At 53.1% G+C, this 17,613-nt stretch carries 19 protein-coding genes; 3 read left to right on the top strand and 16 right to left on the bottom strand.

Annotated elements, in window-relative coordinates:
* Positions 1 to 31 precede the first annotated feature (31 nt).
* From GEOB_RS11030 to GEOB_RS10995, 8 genes are all read right to left on the bottom strand, one after another.
* Positions 32 to 583 (bottom strand): hypothetical protein, encoded by a 552-nt coding sequence (locus tag GEOB_RS11030; RefSeq protein ID WP_012647300.1) that lies wholly within the window; start codon positions 581 to 583, stop codon positions 32 to 34.
* 124 nt (positions 584 to 707) lie between these two features.
* The gene (locus tag GEOB_RS11025; RefSeq protein ID WP_012647298.1) at positions 708 to 1,388 is read right to left on the bottom strand and encodes a DUF2461 domain-containing protein; all 681 of its coding nucleotides are present in this window, start codon (positions 1,386 to 1,388) and stop codon (positions 708 to 710) included.
* A 220-nt stretch (positions 1,389 to 1,608) separates the two neighbouring features.
* Positions 1,609 to 2,652, bottom strand: a complete 1,044-nt coding sequence (gene arsB / locus GEOB_RS11020; protein WP_012647297.1) for an ACR3 family arsenite efflux transporter — start codon at positions 2,650 to 2,652, stop codon at positions 1,609 to 1,611.
* A gap of 62 nt (positions 2,653 to 2,714) precedes the next feature.
* Positions 2,715 to 3,056, bottom strand: coding sequence for an ArsR/SmtB family transcription factor (locus GEOB_RS11015; protein ID WP_012647296.1), 342 nt, complete (start codon positions 3,054 to 3,056; stop codon positions 2,715 to 2,717).
* A gap of 76 nt (positions 3,057 to 3,132) precedes the next feature.
* Positions 3,133 to 3,642 carry a shikimate kinase gene (locus tag GEOB_RS11010; protein ID WP_012647295.1) on the bottom strand — a complete coding sequence of 170 codons (510 nt, stop codon included), beginning with the start codon at positions 3,640 to 3,642 and terminating at the stop codon, positions 3,133 to 3,135.
* 36 nt (positions 3,643 to 3,678) lie between these two features.
* On the bottom strand, positions 3,679 to 4,398 hold the full coding sequence (locus tag GEOB_RS11005) for an LrgB family protein (RefSeq protein WP_012647294.1): 720 nt from the start codon (positions 4,396 to 4,398) through the stop codon (positions 3,679 to 3,681).
* Positions 4,395 to 4,757 carry a CidA/LrgA family protein gene (locus GEOB_RS11000; protein ID WP_012647293.1) on the bottom strand — a complete coding sequence of 121 codons (363 nt, stop codon included), beginning with the start codon at positions 4,755 to 4,757 and terminating at the stop codon, positions 4,395 to 4,397. The genes GEOB_RS11005 and GEOB_RS11000 overlap by 4 nt, the downstream gene beginning before the upstream one ends.
* A 96-nt stretch (positions 4,758 to 4,853) precedes the next feature.
* Complete coding sequence (locus GEOB_RS10995; protein WP_012647292.1) at positions 4,854 to 5,393, bottom strand: THUMP domain-containing protein; 540 nt, start codon at positions 5,391 to 5,393, stop codon at positions 4,854 to 4,856.
* Between the two features lie 246 nt (positions 5,394 to 5,639).
* Here GEOB_RS10995 and GEOB_RS10990 point away from each other — a divergent pair, with 246 nt between their 5' ends.
* On the top strand, positions 5,640 to 8,024 hold the full coding sequence (locus GEOB_RS10990) for a PAS domain-containing sensor histidine kinase (RefSeq protein WP_012647291.1): 2,385 nt from the start codon (positions 5,640 to 5,642) through the stop codon (positions 8,022 to 8,024).
* A complete protein-coding gene (locus GEOB_RS10985) occupies positions 8,021 to 8,473 on the top strand; it encodes a response regulator (RefSeq protein ID WP_012647290.1) in 453 nt (150 codons plus the stop codon). The genes GEOB_RS10990 and GEOB_RS10985 overlap by 4 nt, the downstream gene beginning before the upstream one ends.
* Before the next feature lie 115 nt (positions 8,474 to 8,588).
* Here GEOB_RS10985 and GEOB_RS10980 read toward each other — a convergent pair whose 3' ends face one another.
* The 8 genes from GEOB_RS10980 to GEOB_RS10945 form a co-directional block, all read right to left on the bottom strand.
* Complete coding sequence (locus GEOB_RS10980) at positions 8,589 to 9,230, bottom strand: DUF6448 family protein (protein WP_012647289.1); 642 nt, start codon at positions 9,228 to 9,230, stop codon at positions 8,589 to 8,591.
* A 201-nt stretch (positions 9,231 to 9,431) separates the two neighbouring features.
* Positions 9,432 to 10,142 carry a hypothetical protein gene (locus GEOB_RS10975; RefSeq protein WP_012647288.1) on the bottom strand — a complete coding sequence of 237 codons (711 nt, stop codon included), beginning with the start codon at positions 10,140 to 10,142 and terminating at the stop codon, positions 9,432 to 9,434.
* Between the two features lie 173 nt (positions 10,143 to 10,315).
* Positions 10,316 to 11,293, bottom strand: a complete 978-nt coding sequence (locus tag GEOB_RS10970) for a sterol desaturase family protein (protein WP_012647287.1) — start codon at positions 11,291 to 11,293, stop codon at positions 10,316 to 10,318.
* Positions 11,294 to 11,317: 24 nt separating this feature from the next.
* A complete protein-coding gene (locus GEOB_RS10965) occupies positions 11,318 to 11,824 on the bottom strand; it encodes a DUF1440 domain-containing protein (protein WP_154650486.1) in 507 nt (168 codons plus the stop codon).
* A gap of 729 nt (positions 11,825 to 12,553) precedes the next feature.
* Positions 12,554 to 14,200, bottom strand: a complete 1,647-nt coding sequence (locus GEOB_RS10960) for a putative manganese-dependent inorganic diphosphatase (protein ID WP_012647285.1) — start codon at positions 14,198 to 14,200, stop codon at positions 12,554 to 12,556.
* Positions 14,201 to 14,252: 52 nt separating this feature from the next.
* Positions 14,253 to 14,828 carry a formylmethanofuran dehydrogenase subunit E family protein gene (locus GEOB_RS10955; RefSeq protein ID WP_012647284.1) on the bottom strand — a complete coding sequence of 192 codons (576 nt, stop codon included), beginning with the start codon at positions 14,826 to 14,828 and terminating at the stop codon, positions 14,253 to 14,255.
* Positions 14,829 to 14,893: 65 nt separating this feature from the next.
* Positions 14,894 to 15,883 carry an AI-2E family transporter gene (locus GEOB_RS10950; protein ID WP_012647283.1) on the bottom strand — a complete coding sequence of 330 codons (990 nt, stop codon included), beginning with the start codon at positions 15,881 to 15,883 and terminating at the stop codon, positions 14,894 to 14,896.
* A 278-nt stretch (positions 15,884 to 16,161) separates the two neighbouring features.
* Positions 16,162 to 16,353 carry a CsbD family protein gene (locus tag GEOB_RS10945; protein ID WP_012647282.1) on the bottom strand — a complete coding sequence of 64 codons (192 nt, stop codon included), beginning with the start codon at positions 16,351 to 16,353 and terminating at the stop codon, positions 16,162 to 16,164.
* Between the two features lie 292 nt (positions 16,354 to 16,645).
* Here GEOB_RS10945 and GEOB_RS10940 point away from each other — a divergent pair, with 292 nt between their 5' ends.
* Entirely contained in the window at positions 16,646 to 17,491 is an 846-nt protein-coding gene (locus GEOB_RS10940; RefSeq protein WP_012647281.1) for a PDC sensor domain-containing protein, read from the top strand.
* The last annotated feature ends 122 nt before the right edge of the window (positions 17,492 to 17,613 follow it).

The raw sequence follows: 17,613 nt of genomic DNA, 5'->3' as shown, positions 1-17,613 counted from the left end.
CGTTCAGCAAGGCTTGCCCACGCCTTACCATTCATAACTGCCCATCCTGATCACGAACTTCATAGCCCAGAAATTTGGCAAGATCAGTTGCAAAGTCATCCCGTTTTTTCTTATTTTTGGCGATGCAGAAGCCAAAGCCCTTCAATCCCTGAATCTCCACATGATAGAAGTAGCAACCACCCCCGGATTCGCCTCCGGAACTCCATCGCTTATAGGCCTGCAACACGCCATTCTTTGGGAGCTGGACGGGCATATCACGCTGGATGTGGAGCAGGCTGCAGGATTTGATCGCCACGCCGTGGGAGGGGATGAAGGTCTTTTTCTGTCTGGTCAGACCGAACAGAAGACTGAGAATTGCAAGGGGCGGGCAAAAGACCAGTGAAAGAAGGATATATATCCCCTGGTGGCGTACCCCGTAGAAGAGCAGAACCAGACAGGGAATGCCGAAGAGGAGGCCAAGGAATACTCTCGGTGCGCCAATCCGGGAAGTTACCGATAACTGCGATAGATTGTCCCTGTTAATCACACTCAGGCTCAGGTCCAAATTCGTATTGAAAAGAAGGTCTTCAAAATGTTTGTTCATAATTTCTCAATGGGAGAAAGATGTGGCCTGGGGATACTTTTGTGAGCTCAACAGTTCGGCCGGTACCCGGAGATTCTGCTGTGTAGTAATGCGGAAAAACAGCAGCACCCGATTGTTGAACATTTTAACCAGCCACCTTGCACAGGTAATGATAGAAAGGAGCTAACATTTCAAATCCGTACTGCAATTCCTTGATCAGTTTTTTGTCAATGAAGTTCCCATCTATTTGATGATTGCTGACAAGGTACACACTTTTGCGATTGTACCAGGCCTGTAATTCCATCGAGATGTCTGCTTTCAATGGTCGCTTGTACTGCTCGCCTTCAATCGTGAAGATTTTGTTGTTTGAGTAGAACGAAATCGCCGTAAGAAATTTCTTCGGATTCATATCGACAGCAGTACGGAAATTATCCATGGTCTGGCGGCTGGCGCTGTAGAATCCCATACCGTACCGATACGAGTCTGGTGATATCTCAAAGAAGAACGCCGGGTAATCCTTCCATTCCTGCCGCAATCGCTTGAATGTAATCCAGTGGCTGGTCTTATATGGGGACTTATCCCTGGAAAATCGCGTGTCCCGGTAGATGCGGGAGATGGTTCTGTTTATTGCCGGGGTCACTTCCAAATCGGGGTCAATGCTTAACATCAATGGTCCAAGCCCGGCAGCCAGAGCCTGCAACGGTTTCAGAAGATCATTCTGATAATCCGGTTTATGCAGGTCAAACCACGCCTTGCTGTTGTTTTCACGCAGTGTTCTGAGAAACTGAATTGCTGAAGGGGGAAAACCAGTAAATTTTTCACTCATATATGGCACTTGCAATGCCTTTCATTTAATTTGTTTTTGTTCAACGGTTCGGGCCTTGACGCGCCGGGGCGCTTCTCAGCCTCGGTCGGCGTCTAAGGCACTGGTTGGGCATTCTGCTTACCTTTTCTCGAATCGCGACGATCGGAACCAAGTATAATTTGCTACATATATCAGCAAAGATGCGGGCTTTTTCTTACAAGAATTTATCCTGGCATCGGCATCAGGCAAACATCCGCCGCTGGAACCAGAAGGCCACATTGACCAGGGCGATCATCACCGGCACTTCCACCAGCGGGCCGATGACGGCGGCAAAGGCGGTGCCGGAATTGATACCGAAGACCGCCACGGCCACGGCGATGGCCAGTTCGAAGTTGTTACTGGCGGCGGTAAAGGCCAGAGTTGTCGTTTTGCTGTAATCGGCGCCCATCCTTTTGCCCATCCAGAAAGAAACCAGGAACATCACCACGAAGTAGATAAGGAGCGGCACGGCGATGCGCAGGACATCGGTGGGGATTTCCACGATCAGCTTTCCCTTGAGGCTGAACATGACGACGATGGTGAAGAGCAGCGCAATCAGGGTAATAGGGCTGATCTTTGGCACGAACTCACGGTGGTAGCGCTCCTTACCCATCACCTTGACGCCGATCAGCCTGGTCAGGGCGCCGGCGATACAGGGAATACCCAGGTAGATAAAGACACTCTCGGCAATCTGGCGGATGCTCACCTGGACCACACTGCCGGAGAGACCGATCATCGGCGGCAGGATGGTAATGAAAAACCAGGCATAGACGCTGTAGAAGAGCACCTGGAAGATGCTGTTGAAGGCGACCAGGCCGGCGGCATACTCGGTGTTGCCTTTGGCCAGCTCGTTCCAGACGATGACCATGGCAATGCATCTGGCCAGGCCGATCATGATCAGGCCTACCATGTACTCGGGCTTGTCAGGCAGGAAAACAACCGCCAGCACGAACATGAGCACCGGCCCGATCAGCCAGTTCTGCACCAGGGAAAGTCCGAGCACCTTCTTGTTGCGAAACACCTCGGGCATCTCTTCATACTTCACCTTGGCAAAGGGTGGATACATCATCAGGATCAGGCCGACGGCAATGGGAAGATTGGTGGTCCCCACCTGGAAACCGTTGATGAACGATTCCACCCCGGGCACCAGGTAACCGATCCCCACCCCGGCGATCATGGCGGCAAAAATCCATACCGTCAGCCAGCGGTCAAGGAATGAGAGTTTCTTCGACACATGTTCAGTCATCTTCTGCTCCTCCGTAAAATGTCATTCAAAAACAAGACGCTATATCCGTTGTTATGGATTTATCAGGCGCAGCAGTTCCCCCGGCTCAGATTTTCCAGGCGATCCAGATCGTCCTTTGCCGTCTGGGATGAGGAGACGAAGTTCACCAGAACCGGAACGAGGAATTGCTGGACAGGGGCCAGGGAGCGGTTGATGGAATAATAAATCCACAGCCCATGACGCCGGTCTGTCAGCCAGCCCGAATTTTTCAAAAGGGATAAATGTCTGGATACCGTGGACTGGGGAAGCTGTAAAACCGCTACAAGATCGCAGACGCATAATTCACTCTCCTTGAGAAGGAGGGCCAGAATGCGGAGGCGGGTTACATCGTCGAGGGATTGAAAAACGACAGCTATCTTTTCCATGGCGAAACTATATCCACGTTTTCGGATATAGTCAAGAAATCAATGCCCATTGGAACACAGCGATCTCACAGCCGGTTCACCGGCTGCTCCAGAAGGACAGGACTTGGTCGGCAATTTGATCCGGAGTGAGGCTGTCGGTATCGATGGTGTAGTGAGCGGTCTTCTGGTAGAGGGGATTTCTCCGCTGGAGGATTTCCGCAACTTCCTCGGTAAAGGTCTTGCCTTCGGTCAGAGCAGGGCGTTCGGTGTCGGTTTCGATGCGGGAGACGATGGTGTCGACCGAGGCTTTGAGCCAGATGATGCGGGCATTTCCCGCCAGAGCATCCACATTTTCACTGCGCTCGATGATCCCGCCGCCGGTGTCGATGACGGCATTGTCCAGAGCGCCCAACTGCCGCGCCACTTCGGATTCCATATCACGAAACCCGGTCCAGCCCAGTTTGGCGACTATCTCGGAAATGGGCATGCCCGCCCTTCTCACCACTTCCTCATCGGAACTGAAAAGCGACATGTGCAGGCGCTCCGCCAGCAGCTTCGAAACAAGACTTTTACCCGTTCCCCGATATCCTATAAGCACCAGATTCATCTTTTCAGTTTCTCCATTTCCTGCCTGGCCTTTATCTCAACGCAAAAAAGGGGCAATGAACGGCAGAATGATGGCCGTCAGCAGTCCGTTCAGGGCCATGGCCAAGGCAGAGAAAGCACCCGCCACCCTTCCCCTCTGAATGGCATGGGCCGTGCCGATGCCGTGTGAAGCCACGCCCAGTGCCATACCGCGGGCCATTTCGTCCTTGATCCTCATTTTATTGAGGACAACGTCACCGATCACCGCCCCGGCAATACCGGTCAATACCACCACCACTGCTGTCAGAGAAGGCAGGCCGCCGATCTTTTCCGAAATACCCATGGCAATGGGGGTGGTAACCGATTTGGGAGCCAGCGTCAGGAGAATGGTCTTCTCCCCTCCCAGGAGCCAGCCGATGCCAACGGCGCTGAAAATGCCAGTAAGAGCGCCGATCAGCAAAGCCAGCGCAATGGGCAGAAAGGCGCTTTTTACGGCATGAACCTCCCGGTAAAGGGGGATCGCCAGGGCAACGGTGGCTGGTCCGAGAAGAAAATGTATGAACTGGGCGCCCCGGAAATAGGTCTGGTAATCGGTCCCGCTGGTCTTGAGCAAAAGGACCAGAAGCACGACCGCAGTCAGTACCGGATTGAGGACAGGAGGTGAGCCGAAACGGCGAAACAGCCAGCCTCCCAACTGGTAAGCGATGAGAGTCAAAGTCAGCCAGAGCAGCGGCGTCGTCGACAGGTAAACCCATAATTCCCTCATATCCCCGTTCATTGGCGGGTCTCCCTGCGGACGTTCTGCCTGCGGTTCAGGTACTGCATGACGAGACCGGTCACGGCAATGGTAACCATGGTCCCGACGATTATGGCGCCTGCGATGGGAGCCCAGGATCTGACCAGCAGGTCCAGATTGGTAATGATTCCGACCCCCGCCGGAACGAAGAGCAGCGACAGGTAACGCAGCAGAAAACCTCCCACCGATTCCAGTTCCTGGGGCATTTTGTTGCGTATCATCAGCCCGCCGAAGAGAATCACCATGCCGAGCACTGGGCCCGGTACAGGCAGCTTGCCCATCCTTGTTATGACCTCGCCGATGAGTTGACAGAGAAGAATAATAGTTAAATTTTCAAGCATAGATATCCTTTACCGCCGGCACATTATCGGGAGGGCATCTTTATACTACATTTTGCCGAAGCCAGAAATTAAAAACATTGTGATGTGGTGACAAGGTCAGTCCAGATGCAAAAGGGGAAATTGTGCCAGTTGCGCCTTGGTGAAAAGGGAAAGTCCTCCCTGGGTCCCCACCGTTTCCAGGGCAATGACCGCATCGGGATCATCGAAGGTAATCTTGCCGCTGGTACCGGCTTCGGCAAGCTGCTGCAGAAGAAATTCATCGAGAAAGCGTTCTTCATCCATGCTGGAGAGCTTCCCCTTGAAACCGCGCCGGTGCATGCGCACATGAAACCTGGAATCTACCAGGCGGGGGATAAAGGAAAGCACCTCATGACGGCAGCGCTGCTCGAACTCTGCCGCTGACTGGAATGTGAACAGCCGCTCCATGGGCATGAATCGGGAAATGCAGGTGGCAATGGCCCGGTTGTCGGCAAACTGCCCATGGAGGGCTGCCAGAACCTGGAAAGGATCGGTAGCTCGCATAAGCAGAATATTGAAAAAATCGGACTTGGCAACGGGGCCGTGTTGTTCGAGAAGCCGCCGTGCCTCGGTAAATCCACCCTCATGAACAGTAACGACCGCATTCCATTCGCGCATGTCGCCTCCCCTTTCCCATTTATCGGGTATCTCCCTGAACCGGCCCATGCATAATGTATGGTCGATATTTTAAGTGTAACACCCCTTTTCCACTCCTGTGCCATTTCAGGAAAAATTGCCGCCCACCTGCCGTCCTACCAGCCCTCCTTTTCCCGTTTCCTGTCCTGAATCGCCTCCGGACACATGTGATACAATTTAAGTTAATGGTCACCCATACAAGAATGATGTCTTTAGGACCATCATCGTATGAAATGTATACTATGTAAGTCAGAGCAGATCCAGGTCTTGCTGATCGTGTCGATCTATATCATTTTCAGCACCCTTTGGATATACACCTCCGATAGGCTGCTGTTCGTGAATATCGACCCGCAGCTCAGGGAAAGTCTCTCCTTCTATAAGGGTGAAGCGTTTGTTTTACTTTCAGCAGCACTTCTTTACCTGCTGATCATCAGGTACTCGAAGCGGCTGAAGGAGGCTTCTCTTGCCGGCGAGGAGAGGTTCCGCCTCATTGCCGATTCCATGCCCAGCTTTGTCTGGACTGCCAAGCCTGACGGCACGGTTGATTATGTGAACAAGATCTTTAAAGAGTTTACCGGGCTGGAAACATACGACGATTCCTCTTGCATCCATCCCGAAGACCGTGCCGCAACGGAAACTATCTGGCGAGAGGCGATGCAGACCGGTAACCAGTACCAGATCGAGCATCGCTTCAGGCGACATGACGGCATCTACCGCTGGTATCTGTGCCGGGCCGTTCCCGTGCACGACCCTGCCGGAAAGATCATCAGGTGGTACGGCACATCAACCGACATTGACGATCTCAAGAGCGCCAAGGAACGGATCAGCAGGATTCTGGACAGCACCTCCGACGGGTTCATCGCCATAGACCGTGACTGGCGTGTCACCGACTTCAACCGCAAAGCGGAGGAGCTTTCCGGGTTGAAGGCGGAACAGCTGATCGGGCAGACTTACTGGGAAATAGTGCCACAAGCGCCTGGTTCAAGGATCGAGAATGCGTATCGGTCGGCCATGGAGGAAAACAGGTCGGTACATTTCGAGGAATACTACCTGTGCTACGGCAAATTACTGGATGTCTATGTTCACCCTTATGTGGACGGCATCGCAGTTTTTTTCCATGATCTGAGCGATCGCGAACGGGTAGCAGAAGCTTTGCGGTCAAGGACAGAGGAACTTGAGTCCCTCCTTAGACATGCTCCTATCGGCTTCGCCTTCTTTGATAACCAGCACCGGTATCTGCGGGTGAACAAGGCCCTCTGCCAGATAAACGGCTTATCCGAGGAGCAGACCCTGGGGAAAACCATTGGGGAGGTTCTCCCGGTCAATGCGCGGATAGTTGACCCCATTCTTGTCCAGGTGTTCGATTCAGGTGAAGCAGTGGAGACGGAAATTTCAGGTGAGACCCCCAAAGAACCAGGTATTACCCGCCATTGGCTTACAGGTTTCTTTCCGGTGTTCGCTTCAACCAAAAAACCTGTAGCTGTAGGGACTTATGTGGTTGAAATAACCGAGCGCAAACGGGCAGAAGAAGCCATGTCCCGCCTTGCCGCTATCGTCCAGGGGGCTGAAGACGCGGTTTTCAGCGAGGACCTGAACGGCATCGTCCAGACATGGAATAAGGGGGCGGAGAAACTCTATGGTTATTCGGCCGACGAAATTATCGGCAAACACATCTCCATTGTAGTCCCGCCGGAACTAGCCGGCGAGCTTGAGGAAATGACGCGCAAAATGAAGCAGGGCATTCAGGACCACTTCGAGACAGTACGTATCACCAAGCAGGGCGAGAGAATCTTTGTTTTTCTCACCATGTCTCCCATTAGAAATGCCACCGGCAGGATCGTGGGAGTCTCAAAGATAGTCCGCGACATCTCCGAAAGGAAAAGAGCGGAGGAAGATCTGAAAGAGACCGTGAAAGCCCTGGAACGGACAAACCGTGAGCTGCAACAGTTTGCCTATGTGGCATCCCACGACCTGCAGGAACCGCTCCGCAACGTGACCAGGTACATGGATCTCTTTGCCCGAAAATATGAGGGACATATTGACGAGAAGGCGGACAAATACATTCGCTTTGCCATGGAGGGAGCCAATCGCATACATGCGCTGGTCAACGACCTGTTGGCCTATTCCGAGCTCGGGGTGGCGGCAGGGGAATTCAAGCCGGTCTCCATGCTGGCCATTGCCGAAGAGGCCATGGACAACCTGCGGCAGTTGATAGAGGAAAGCCACGCAGTCATTGTCCTTGATGCCATGCCTGAAGTCCATGGTAATAAGGGACAACTGGTGCAGCTTCTGCAAAATCTGCTCTGCAATGCCGTGAAATTCGGGAAAAGCCATGTGGCGCCTCTGATCCGCATCTCTGCAGAGCGCCTCGCAGATGCATGGTGTTTCAGCGTCCGTGACAACGGTGTCGGCATAGACCCCCTTTACTTCGACAAGATATTCGTCATCTTTCAACGGCTGCATGCCCGGTCTGAACATCCCGGCACCGGTATCGGGCTCGCCATCTGCCGCAAGATCGTCGAATTGCATGGGGGAAGAATCTGGGTTGAGTCCCGGCTTGACGAAGGATCGACCTTTTATTTCACTATTCCTGCCCGTGGAGGGACCAGATGAAGATCGTGGAAATATTGCTTGTGGAAGACAATGAAGCGGATGCTTTCCTGCTGCAGGAGGTATTTCAGGAGAGTCCTTATCGCAACAAGGTCAATGTGGTAGCCAATGGCCTGGAGGCCATGGAATTTCTCCACAGGAAGGGAAGTTACGAAAACGCCCCACGGCCGGACATTATTCTGCTGGATCTCAACCTGCCGAAAAAAGACGGGCGGGCAGTGCTGGAAGAAGTGAAAGGTGATCCCAACCTGAAAGCCATACCGGTTATTGTGCTGACCACCTCGGAATCGGAAGAAGACGTGAAAAAGAGTTACGATTCCCACGCCAACTGCTACATCACCAAGCCCATGGAGCTGGATCAGACTTACAAGGTAGTCCAGGGGATTCAGGACTTCTGGTTCGGCGTGGTGCGGTTTCCGAAGATAGTGAATGACAATATCCCACGGGAATAAAACCAATACATTCGGGAAAAGCCGTTATAGCGAAGCGCCCCCATTAGCTGCTGCAGAAGCAGGTCCATCTCCATTCCCTCATTTCCCGACGAATGAATCCGGCCCCGGCCTTCGATCAATGTCCGTGCTTATGCGCTGGAGCCGCATGTTTCTTGCCAGCGGCATCATTGTCATGGGCCGTATGCCCTTCGGCAGAATTCTGCAGCCGCTCCAGATAATGGGTATATTCCACATAGGCCGCCACATACTCGCGCCCCTTCTGGACGCTCTCATCCTTATGCTTAGATGCTTCGGCGGCTTTTCCGTAACGCTGGCGGATGCCCTGGCTTACTGCATCGTTGACCATCCCGACAAGTCCGTCGGGAGACCCACCAGCCAGCGCCTTGTCAGCCTCGGCTATAACCGGTTCCACTTCGCCTGCAGGTTTAAGTCCGGTGAAGGGTGCTCCCTCTCCGGCTCGATGGATGCCCACCAGCGATTCGAAAAACCTCTTTTCTTCGGCTTGTTGCTGTTTCTTTCCCTGGGCGGCAAACGCCTTATTGAAGGCGGCTTTTATACTTTTCTCATCCTTTTCCTGCACCCATTTGAGTACCGGCGTGACATCTCCGGCAGCCAATGCTTTGCGCGCATCCTGCACGACCGGGCCATCCATGGTATCGCAGTGGGCAGAGGCAAGGCCATAGCCCCCAAACACCAGTGCTGCCACCATAGTCATGGCTCTAAGGGCCTTTATCAATCCAAACGTTGATCCAGTCATGATCATTCTCCTTTGTATCAATGGTAACTGCTACCATATTCTGAGCTACGATCCGTCCTGCTGTTAATGGAAGGGCTGTTCTTTGCCAGAACGTCTCGCTTTCATGCTGCACAGTGTGCGACGGATGCAGAAGAACCCACCAATCGCCGTCAGACTCCAGATGGCTGCCGTTGCGACTATTTCACTTGCGGTTATCAACAATTATTCCTTTTTGGCTCTGGAACCGTTGGTGGCCATGACCAGCGCCGTGACCTCGGACGGGATCTCCGAATTATCTATTTTTGCCTGCTGCAGAAGCGCCCCCCAGCTCGTAGCAGCCTTTTTCACATCACGGTAAAGCTGCATTGGCGACTGATGGGTTTTTGCAGCGATCAGACCGGATAATACCAGTTCCTGATTCCCGGCACCGGCCTTGCGCAATGCCGCCAATTCCGGTTCGTCATAAAAGCGGAAGCGCAGCAGCAGGTCGTCGACCACCATGCGGGCCAGCCTCTCGTCAGGGGCGTTGGCCTTCAGCGCCTCGTCAACCCTGCTCCCCAATGATTTTTCAGAAATATTCAGTGCTGTCGCCGCCAGCCGCCACGAACCTTTGACTTTGCGCTCCTGCAACAGATTTCCCGGATCAGCCCCCGATCTGGCCCCAAGCCAGTAGGCAATCCACAGGTCATCGGCAGAGGTTCCCTTCTGCTTCTTCATCACGATGGTTTTTTTGTCCACGCCGAATGCTGCAGCAAAAAAAGAGTTCTGGGTCGTGGCCAGGAGATAGGGATCGGCTACCGTCGGGCGTGCCGGATCATAGGAACGATCGGTGAAACAATGGCAGGTAATGGCAGAGATGGCCAGTGCCGGCATGGGAATCATGAGGAGAACGATCAGGCTGAGCTGAAAACTACTGCGGGTAATGAGTCCCATGGATAAAACATCCTTTCAATGAATAAGTCTTTAGGAGAGGGCAGATCGGCACTGCCACCGGAGCTTAATTGGTAACAGGGATCATAGACGCTCCTTTCCTTGTGACCATTGACCTAAGTCAAAAGAAATGAAGTCGTCGACAACAATCGTGACGATGGCCAGGTCTTTTGGGCCTACGGATAAACCTCTTTCTTGCCGGCTCGCACAGGTTGGGCCGGAGGAATTTCCAGCGGGGCATTGGTGATTGACACCGATACAGCCCCCTCAGGCAGCAAACTGGTCACCGGATCGGTCAGTCCTTCCCGTTGAGGCCGGCCGCGTTGGGGAACCACCCAGCTCGGCCGGTCAACGGTAAAGGGCAGCTTCATTATCTTCCCCACTGTCAGCTCTGCCGGGTTCTGGTAAGCGGCGACACCAGTGATGATCTTGTCCTGGGGAACGTTCAGCCGGATGGTGCCATGGAAATAGTCCGGCCAACTGAAGATAGTCGACCAGTTGGAATCGGTTTCCTTCTGTACTACGGAATGATGGATGCCGTGCATGCGGGGAGTGACGATCAGGCGGCACAGTCGCCGTTCCACAGGGTAAGATAGCCGCACGTTGGAATGGTGAAACATGATCTCCATCAGAGTCAGTGTCTGCCAAAGGGCAAGCCCCAGCGGAGAAATGCCCAGGACCGCCACCTGCGTCGCCCGCCACAGTACCGAGAGGAGCATCTCTCCCGCATGGAAACGGAGCGCCGTCGAGGCATCCAGGTCCATATCCACGTGGTGGGCCAGATGGAATCTCCAGAGGAACGGCACCTTGTGGGTCAGGTAGTGCCAGATGTAGAGCGTGTAGTCAAGGAGCACCACGGAAAGAAGGAGATCAGCCCATACCGGCAGCCGGCGAAGTTTGAGCAATCCGAAACCATAGCGCTCCACCGCCCGGGACAGGGGTGCCGTTACCGGCTTTTCCGTCAGCGCAATGGTCGCTGCCGTCGTCCAGGACATGAAGACGTTCCTGGCGTTGCGGGTGACCTTGTCCTGGCGCATTTTGCGCAACGGGCGTTTGATCTCGAAATAGACAACCGTGGCAAGGGTGCCGAAAACAAGTACCGCATTAAGCCATGGGGGAAGTTCCCGATTCAGAATATCTCTTGTTCGTGCCATGACAAAACCTCCTTCTGATTGAGGTTATCTCGCCACCGCCCGGTGTACCATCTCCGCTGTGGCAGTCCACGCCATATGATTCGCCATCTCTTTCGCACTTGGCTGCCACGGCACTTTTTTGAGAATCGGTGAAACGCCAAGCAGCGGCGCCAGTAGGCCATCACAGGCAAAGAAGAACGGAACTGCAAAAGGTAACCCGACATAGCGTGAAAGCTGCGGGTACTTCTTCCGGATAATGCCATATGCAGCTCCCCAGACGAGGGAATAGGCGATGCTGAAGGTTGTCTTCGCCCGCTTCTTCCCTTTTTCGTCCAACTCCCTGCCGGTCATCTTTTCCGCAAAATAGGGTCCGGCCATTTCGTGGGCAGTCCCCTTTCGTACCATGCGATCGCGCCTCTTCTGTTCGTCGCTGACCAGGCGGTCCAAAAGCCGGTCAGCCACGCCCGTGAAAGCCGTTGCCACCAGACCGGCTGCTGCTGCCGTTACCAGCATCTTCCGGTCCATAAAGTGTCGTCCTGTCATCTCAGACATGGTGTACCCCCTGGAACCGGGTCAGGAACGACCATCCGGTTATTTAGTTTCCATCCGGAAAGGGTTCTTTTCTGCCCTGGCTGCGTCAATCTGCGGGCTTACTTGTGCGACGTACCGATGTACGTCTCCGCGCAAGCCCTTGATTTCCTTGCCAGAACAAAAAATCCCCTCTTTCCGAATCGGAAACCACTAGTTTCTCATCCGGAGTTTCCGGATGGAAACTATTTAAATAAAAACCGATTTTCTAAGGTAATTTTAACACAGCCGTGCCAAACGACACTAAGAGGATGGTAAGCTTTAACTGGTATAATCAGGGGTGGGAGTTAGCGTGGAGTGAAATTGTGACAATATGGCGACTCTCGATCTTTGGGGCAGTCCATAATCATTACACTGGGCTACTGCTGTTTCAACACTTTCTTTACAAGGTTACACCTTGTTCATTTTTTCCTTTTTATGCCCCTACTTTACTGATTTTTCTATAGTTATACACAGGACTTCCCATCTTTTTTCCATCGCCCGACAATTCATTACAAAAAAATAACATTTCATTCACACTATTCGTATTGACACGTTATTTCAACCAGTTACACCCCATGCCTATCTCTTGTGCATAATGTAAAAGTGCCTGATGAAACGTATACTTTTTGACCTTTATCCACAGCTGGAGGTTATTTATCCACAGTTGTTGTGGATGATGGGGAATGGGGGGGGAAACCGGCAGAAATTTCACTATTGTTTCGCAAGAATCCTCAACAGATGGGGGACCATCTGTTTCTTACGGGACATCACCCCTTTCAATTCAAAAAGGTGCGGTTCCAATTGGGGATAGTCCATGAAATGGGCGATCCTGGTATATCCCTCCACGAGAAACAGGGAACTTTCGGTGGTAATATCAGTGACCATCAATCCGGCAAGAAAGAGATTCTCCTTCAGCCTCAGTTCCGTCAGGGCAGCCAGCAGGTCCGCCTTCATCTCGTAAAAATCCTGAAAACCAACCACCTCCACCTGGCCGATGCCAATGGTTTTTCCATCCTGACTGAAAATCTTGAAATCGGCGGTAACGGCATCTCTGGCAGAAGGATACGCCCGGAGGGAACTGCTTGCGGCAAAGATCTCATTGCCAAACGAGCTGGCATCGAGCTTGGCCACTCCTTCGAGCCATCTTGCTACTTCACGGTCAAGTGCAGTTGTTGTCGGTGACTTGAAGATGACCGTGTCTGAAAGGATGCCTGCCAGAAGCAGTGAGGCCATGTGCCGATCGGGCTCCAGACTGCTGTCTCGATAGCGCATTGCCACCAACGTGCAGGTACTGCCGACCGGAGCCGTAAAAAATGGGATGGGAGTGTCACTGTGGCTGTTTCCCAGTTTATGGTGATCTATGACCTCGATAATCTCCACTGCGTCGGCCCCGGGGACAGCCTGGCCTGTTTCATTGTGGTCTACCAGAATCAAGGCAAAGGGGAGTGGCGCCAACAGGGATGACTTGGTAGCTACACCGGCGAGAGTTCCACCCTCTTCCACGGCAAAGACTGCCGCCTCACCTGAAACCAGCAGTTTCTGACGCAACTTGTAGAGTGGCTCTCCTGTGCCGATGGTAACGATCTTTCCCTCGGCAACAAGGGTAACCGGCGTTGACAGCCTGGTCAACCAGGCTGCCGTCGCCGTGTCATGTGGCGTGATCAGCACCCCCACTCCTTGCCGGCGGGCATAGTCAAGAACGTCGGGATCAACGGGGTGGCCTCCCGTTATCACCAGCATGCGGACCTTTTTCTCGATGGCAGCCTCCTGGATGCTGCGGAGATTGCCGGTAATGACAAGCAGCTGCTCCGGGTTTATGCCGCCGATTCTTTCCGAAAACGATTCCTCGTGCATGGCACCCACGAAAAGTTTCAGGCTCAAGGGCGCATCATCGGTAGCTCCGGCAATCAGGTTCCCGCCAAGGGTTCTGGTGAGCGCTGCAAAGGTGGTCGTGATCAGCCTCTGCTGCTCCGGACAAGGAAGAAGAAGTGATTCGGAAAGCCTCAGCAGCGAGATTACTCCCTGTGGCACGCCTTGAGAATCGAGCACCGGTAGACTTCTTACCTGGTGTCGATGGAATTTTTCCAGTGCCTCATAGACACTATCCCCGGGGGACAGGGTAATCGGCTGACGATGCAGAATATCGCGCACTTTTGGATGCACATCCGGCAGGTACACCGGTTCCGGAATACCCAGCTTCTCCAGGACAAACCGGGTCTGATGGTTTGGCGGTCCCGCCATGGCTGCAACTACGTTTCCCATTCCCTGGCGCACCTTCAGTGCTGCATAGGCAATGGCCGAGGCAACGGAATCGGTGTCGGGATTACGATGCCCTATTACATAAACGACTCTCTCCATTCTTATACCTCCAGTCCATATGGGCAGCCGCTGGTGCTGCTGCAGATGAACATCAGCGTTTTAATTTCTTGTTCAGCATGGTGACCTTGACCACTTCGCCTGCAGGGGCAGTCTTAAGCCATATATAAATGTTCTCGATTTCCTGCTCCAGCTTTTGTCGGTCAGGTGAGCCTGCCCCAAGAGCCTTGGCCTTTTTCCCCAAATCGCGAGTCCGCAGCCCCATCTCTTCCGCCTTTCGGGTCAGCCGCGCCTCAGCCGTCAGCCCGTTACCCTCGGCTGTCAAAACAAGCCGGTGTTCATCCCTGTCTTGCACCACCAGGGCTTTATTGCCGTATGTGGTGCCGGCGCCGACCTGGATACCGTCCACCGGGCAGGACAGGTCATAATAATTGGACTTGAATTTACCAGTGCCGCCTGCTGCTTTGAGTGCTTCTTTAGCCGCAAAACCAAGCCGCGCACCAAAGAGTGATCCGGCACAAACATGCCCGTGAAACACCTCAAGTTGTTCATACAGAGCAGTGGCCGGCGTAGGTGTGTCGGCCGCCGCAGCACTACTGAAGGAGACAGCCATAGACATGACGCCGGCAAAGGCAACACAAGGTAAAAGTTTGCAGAAGTTAACTCTCATGCTTTTGATCCTCTCTCAATTTTGAATATTTGCCTGCTCAAGCGCTAGGAAGGTGATTGTTATTCTCAGATCATTCCCTTTTCCTTGACCTCGGCCTTTAACCAGGCATAAACAACCGGTGCGGCCACCAGGCCGGCGACGCCGAACATCGCCTCCAAAAGCAGCATTGCGCACAACAGTTCCCATGCTGTTGCCTGTACTTCATGGCCTACGATCCGGGCGTTCATGAAATACTCCGCTTTATGGATCAGCACCAGGAAAACCAGGGAGGCAATCCCCACCAGTGGCGATACCCCGAGACTTATGACAACAATAACCGTATTTGATATGAGATTGCCCACCACGGGAAGCATGCCGACGGCAAAGGTAAGCAGAACCAGCAGTGATGCCATTGGCAGGTGAACACCGAAAAGCGGCAGCACCACAAGCAGATAAAGGGCAGTGAAGATTGAGTTGAGGCCGGAAATCTTGACTTGGGCAAAAACAACCTTGTCGAAGGCTGTCGCAAGTTTTCCCAATCTCGATCGCAAGGCTCCGATAAATGGCGGCGACTTTTCATGTTCGATGAAATGATGTACTGCAGCCATTCCGCCGACCACCATTCCCAGAAGAATGTGGGCAAATACCTTGATACCCTCCATTCCTACCACGGATATTTTCTGGACATGATTGCGCAGTATCTCGACAAGCTGCTCATTCAGCCCCTCAATTGTCGTCGGCAACACCTCGGCCACGGAGTCAGGAAGCGTTCGACGCAAGCTGTCAAGGGTATCCACAACCGTGGCAAGCAGGGCAGCGATGCCATGACTGCTGCCCACGAAGGACCAGATCGCAGCTCCGGCGCTGGTGAGACAGGTTATGACGCAGATTACCACGACCCCCAGAGCCACCTTGTGGGCAAAACGGTTCATGTTTTTCGGGAGATGACCGGCGAGCTTCAATGTCAGTACGTAGACTGCCAGGCCTGCGAACACAGCAGGCAACAGGTGAAAGCGCAGAACGAGCAATACGGCGCTGACGGCCAGCAGATAGCTGATAGTGGTATATCTTTGCATGAATTTGCCCTCTAAATTTTGAACGAAAAAGCGAGACGATCAGCACACCCCAGGGTGATGCCGAGAGTCTCGCTAATTGGCCCCAGCCAACGACAAGGCCAGGTACGTCAGTACCAGCCTAGCTACTCCCTTTCAGGTATTGTCTCTAATATCACATTTCGAATAAAGATCAAGATATTTGAGCTGAAGTCCTTTGACTGCAGTTCCATCACCCCAAAAAAAGCACGAGCCCCACTTCGTGAGACTCGCTCAATAATGAATGAAGGGATACATAGCCCTTATTTATGAGAGCTCCTCTCTGCCCTACCCACTTTTTCCTGCACTTTGCCAGCTGTCTTTTCTGCTTTCCCTGCCACCGTTGTGCCCGGCTTGTTCAATGCCTTGCCTGCAGATTCCTTAAGGCTGCCCTTCATCTGATGATATTTGCCTTCTGCCCTGTCCTTAACACTTTGCTTCTCGCTTTCTTTCATGGTCGGCCTCCTTTAGCCCTCTCCGAGAAAGGGCCTGGGAAATACTTCTGACAAGTACCGGAAATGCAGGACCTTGCCCCATATGGAAATTGTAATTTAGCAACATAATGTGTCAATATCCGCCGGCATCTAACCCACGATTGGAGTTGCCATTTCTCGACAGGCTGCCCATGCCGCATATTTTGACTTCATCCCCCCTCTGGCTACACTTTAATCAGGAGATGCTCAGCCTATAAAACGCAGAGGGGGCAAGAATTCTGGTGACCCCACTCAAGGCAAAAAGGAGGTTTTCATGGTAGAACGCATCCTCTTCTCAGTTCGTTTGCTGATGATCATGGCTTACCTGTGTGCCGTTGTCGGGGTGGAGGCAGGAAACGCCCAGATTTGGTACGGCAACGGCAAATTGCCTGCCATGAATAATAATGGGAACGCAGAAGCCTTCACCGTTGACGGCACGGTGGCTCTCGCTTCTCTCATTACCATCGGCGATGGCCATCTGGTGAAGATAGCCGACGAGTTCAAAACACTGGCGGCACGGGACGAGGTCATCGCCGGAGATTGGCAAAAGACAAAGGAGTTGCTCAAGAATGTCGCCGACAGGAACGTGCCGGCGCTGATGTGGTTTGCCCTCCCCTCCGGGGACTACTGGACGGTGGAGAAAGACCGTGCCGAGGCTAACCTGAAATCACGCCCGTATTTTTCCCGTCTATTGGCAGGAAAAACAGTGATTGGCGATCTGGTGGTAAGCAAAACAAGCGAAAAAAATGTTGCCGTCGTGGCAGTACCGGTACTCAAGGACAAGAAAGTGGTTGGCATGCTGGGGGCATCAGTCTTTCTCGACAAGCTCAGCGGGCAGATCAAGCGGGAGATGGCATTGCCTTCGAACATCATCTTTTTCTCATTCGATGCGCAACCGCTTATGGCCATCGATTGGGATGAGGAGCTCATCTTCAGGGACCCCAGGGAGCTTGGTGAGGAAGTCGACAGGGCGTTCCGGGAGATGCTTGCCAAGGAAAAAGGCTCTGTTTCCTACAGCTTCCGCGGAAAAACCAGAGATATCCTTTTTGAGAAATCACCCGTCACCAACTGGTGGTATGGCCTTGGAGTGGTACAAGGCGAAGCTGGGACAGCCCGGTGATCAGGCCCGATCAGGCATATCTGTAACAGCAAGGACTTAGCCTGTGTCGGCTAAGTCCTTGATTTATTGGAAGGGTGGCAAGACAAAGCACTAAAATCCTTACCGGACGGGCAGAGACGGCC

The organism is Geotalea daltonii FRC-32, from assembly GCF_000022265.1.
Lineage (GTDB): Bacteria > Desulfobacterota > Desulfuromonadia > Geobacterales > Geobacteraceae > Geotalea > Geotalea daltonii.
The sequence above is the reverse complement of the archived record's forward strand: the minus strand, read 5'-3'. Positions and strand labels throughout refer to the sequence as shown.

Excerpts from the sequence above, each read along its gene's own strand:
- GEOB_RS10970 (WP_012647287.1), bottom strand. The coding sequence starts at position 11,293 with ATGGCACGAACAAGAGATATTCTGAATCGGGAACTTCCCCCATGGCTT.
- GEOB_RS10975 (WP_012647288.1), bottom strand. The coding sequence starts at position 10,142 with ATGGGACTCATTACCCGCAGTAGTTTTCAGCTCAGCCTGATCGTTCTC.
- GEOB_RS11015 (WP_012647296.1), bottom strand. The coding sequence starts at position 3,056 with ATGGAAAAGATAGCTGTCGTTTTTCAATCCCTCGACGATGTAACCCGC.
- GEOB_RS11000 (WP_012647293.1), bottom strand. The coding sequence starts at position 4,757 with ATGCTTGAAAATTTAACTATTATTCTTCTCTGTCAACTCATCGGCGAG.
- arsB (WP_012647297.1), bottom strand. The coding sequence starts at position 2,652 with ATGACTGAACATGTGTCGAAGAAACTCTCATTCCTTGACCGCTGGCTG.
- GEOB_RS10985 (WP_012647290.1), top strand. The coding sequence starts at position 8,021 with ATGAAGATCGTGGAAATATTGCTTGTGGAAGACAATGAAGCGGATGCT.
- GEOB_RS10945 (WP_012647282.1), bottom strand. The coding sequence starts at position 16,353 with ATGAAAGAAAGCGAGAAGCAAAGTGTTAAGGACAGGGCAGAAGGCAAA.
- GEOB_RS10980 (WP_012647289.1), bottom strand. The coding sequence starts at position 9,230 with ATGACTGGATCAACGTTTGGATTGATAAAGGCCCTTAGAGCCATGACT.
- GEOB_RS10955 (WP_012647284.1), bottom strand. The coding sequence starts at position 14,828 with ATGAGAGTTAACTTCTGCAAACTTTTACCTTGTGTTGCCTTTGCCGGC.
- GEOB_RS11030 (WP_012647300.1), bottom strand. The coding sequence starts at position 583 with ATGAACAAACATTTTGAAGACCTTCTTTTCAATACGAATTTGGACCTG.
- GEOB_RS11025 (WP_012647298.1), bottom strand. The coding sequence starts at position 1,388 with ATGAGTGAAAAATTTACTGGTTTTCCCCCTTCAGCAATTCAGTTTCTC.
- GEOB_RS10950 (WP_012647283.1), bottom strand. The coding sequence starts at position 15,883 with ATGCAAAGATATACCACTATCAGCTATCTGCTGGCCGTCAGCGCCGTA.
- GEOB_RS10995 (WP_012647292.1), bottom strand. The coding sequence starts at position 5,393 with ATGCGCGAATGGAATGCGGTCGTTACTGTTCATGAGGGTGGATTTACC.
- GEOB_RS10960 (WP_012647285.1), bottom strand. The coding sequence starts at position 14,200 with ATGGAGAGAGTCGTTTATGTAATAGGGCATCGTAATCCCGACACCGAT.
- GEOB_RS11005 (WP_012647294.1), bottom strand. The coding sequence starts at position 4,398 with ATGAACGGGGATATGAGGGAATTATGGGTTTACCTGTCGACGACGCCG.
- GEOB_RS10940 (WP_012647281.1), top strand. The coding sequence starts at position 16,646 with ATGGTAGAACGCATCCTCTTCTCAGTTCGTTTGCTGATGATCATGGCT.
- GEOB_RS10965 (WP_154650486.1), bottom strand. The coding sequence starts at position 11,824 with ATGTCTGAGATGACAGGACGACACTTTATGGACCGGAAGATGCTGGTA.
- GEOB_RS11010 (WP_012647295.1), bottom strand. The coding sequence starts at position 3,642 with ATGAATCTGGTGCTTATAGGATATCGGGGAACGGGTAAAAGTCTTGTT.
- GEOB_RS10990 (WP_012647291.1), top strand. The coding sequence starts at position 5,640 with ATGAAATGTATACTATGTAAGTCAGAGCAGATCCAGGTCTTGCTGATC.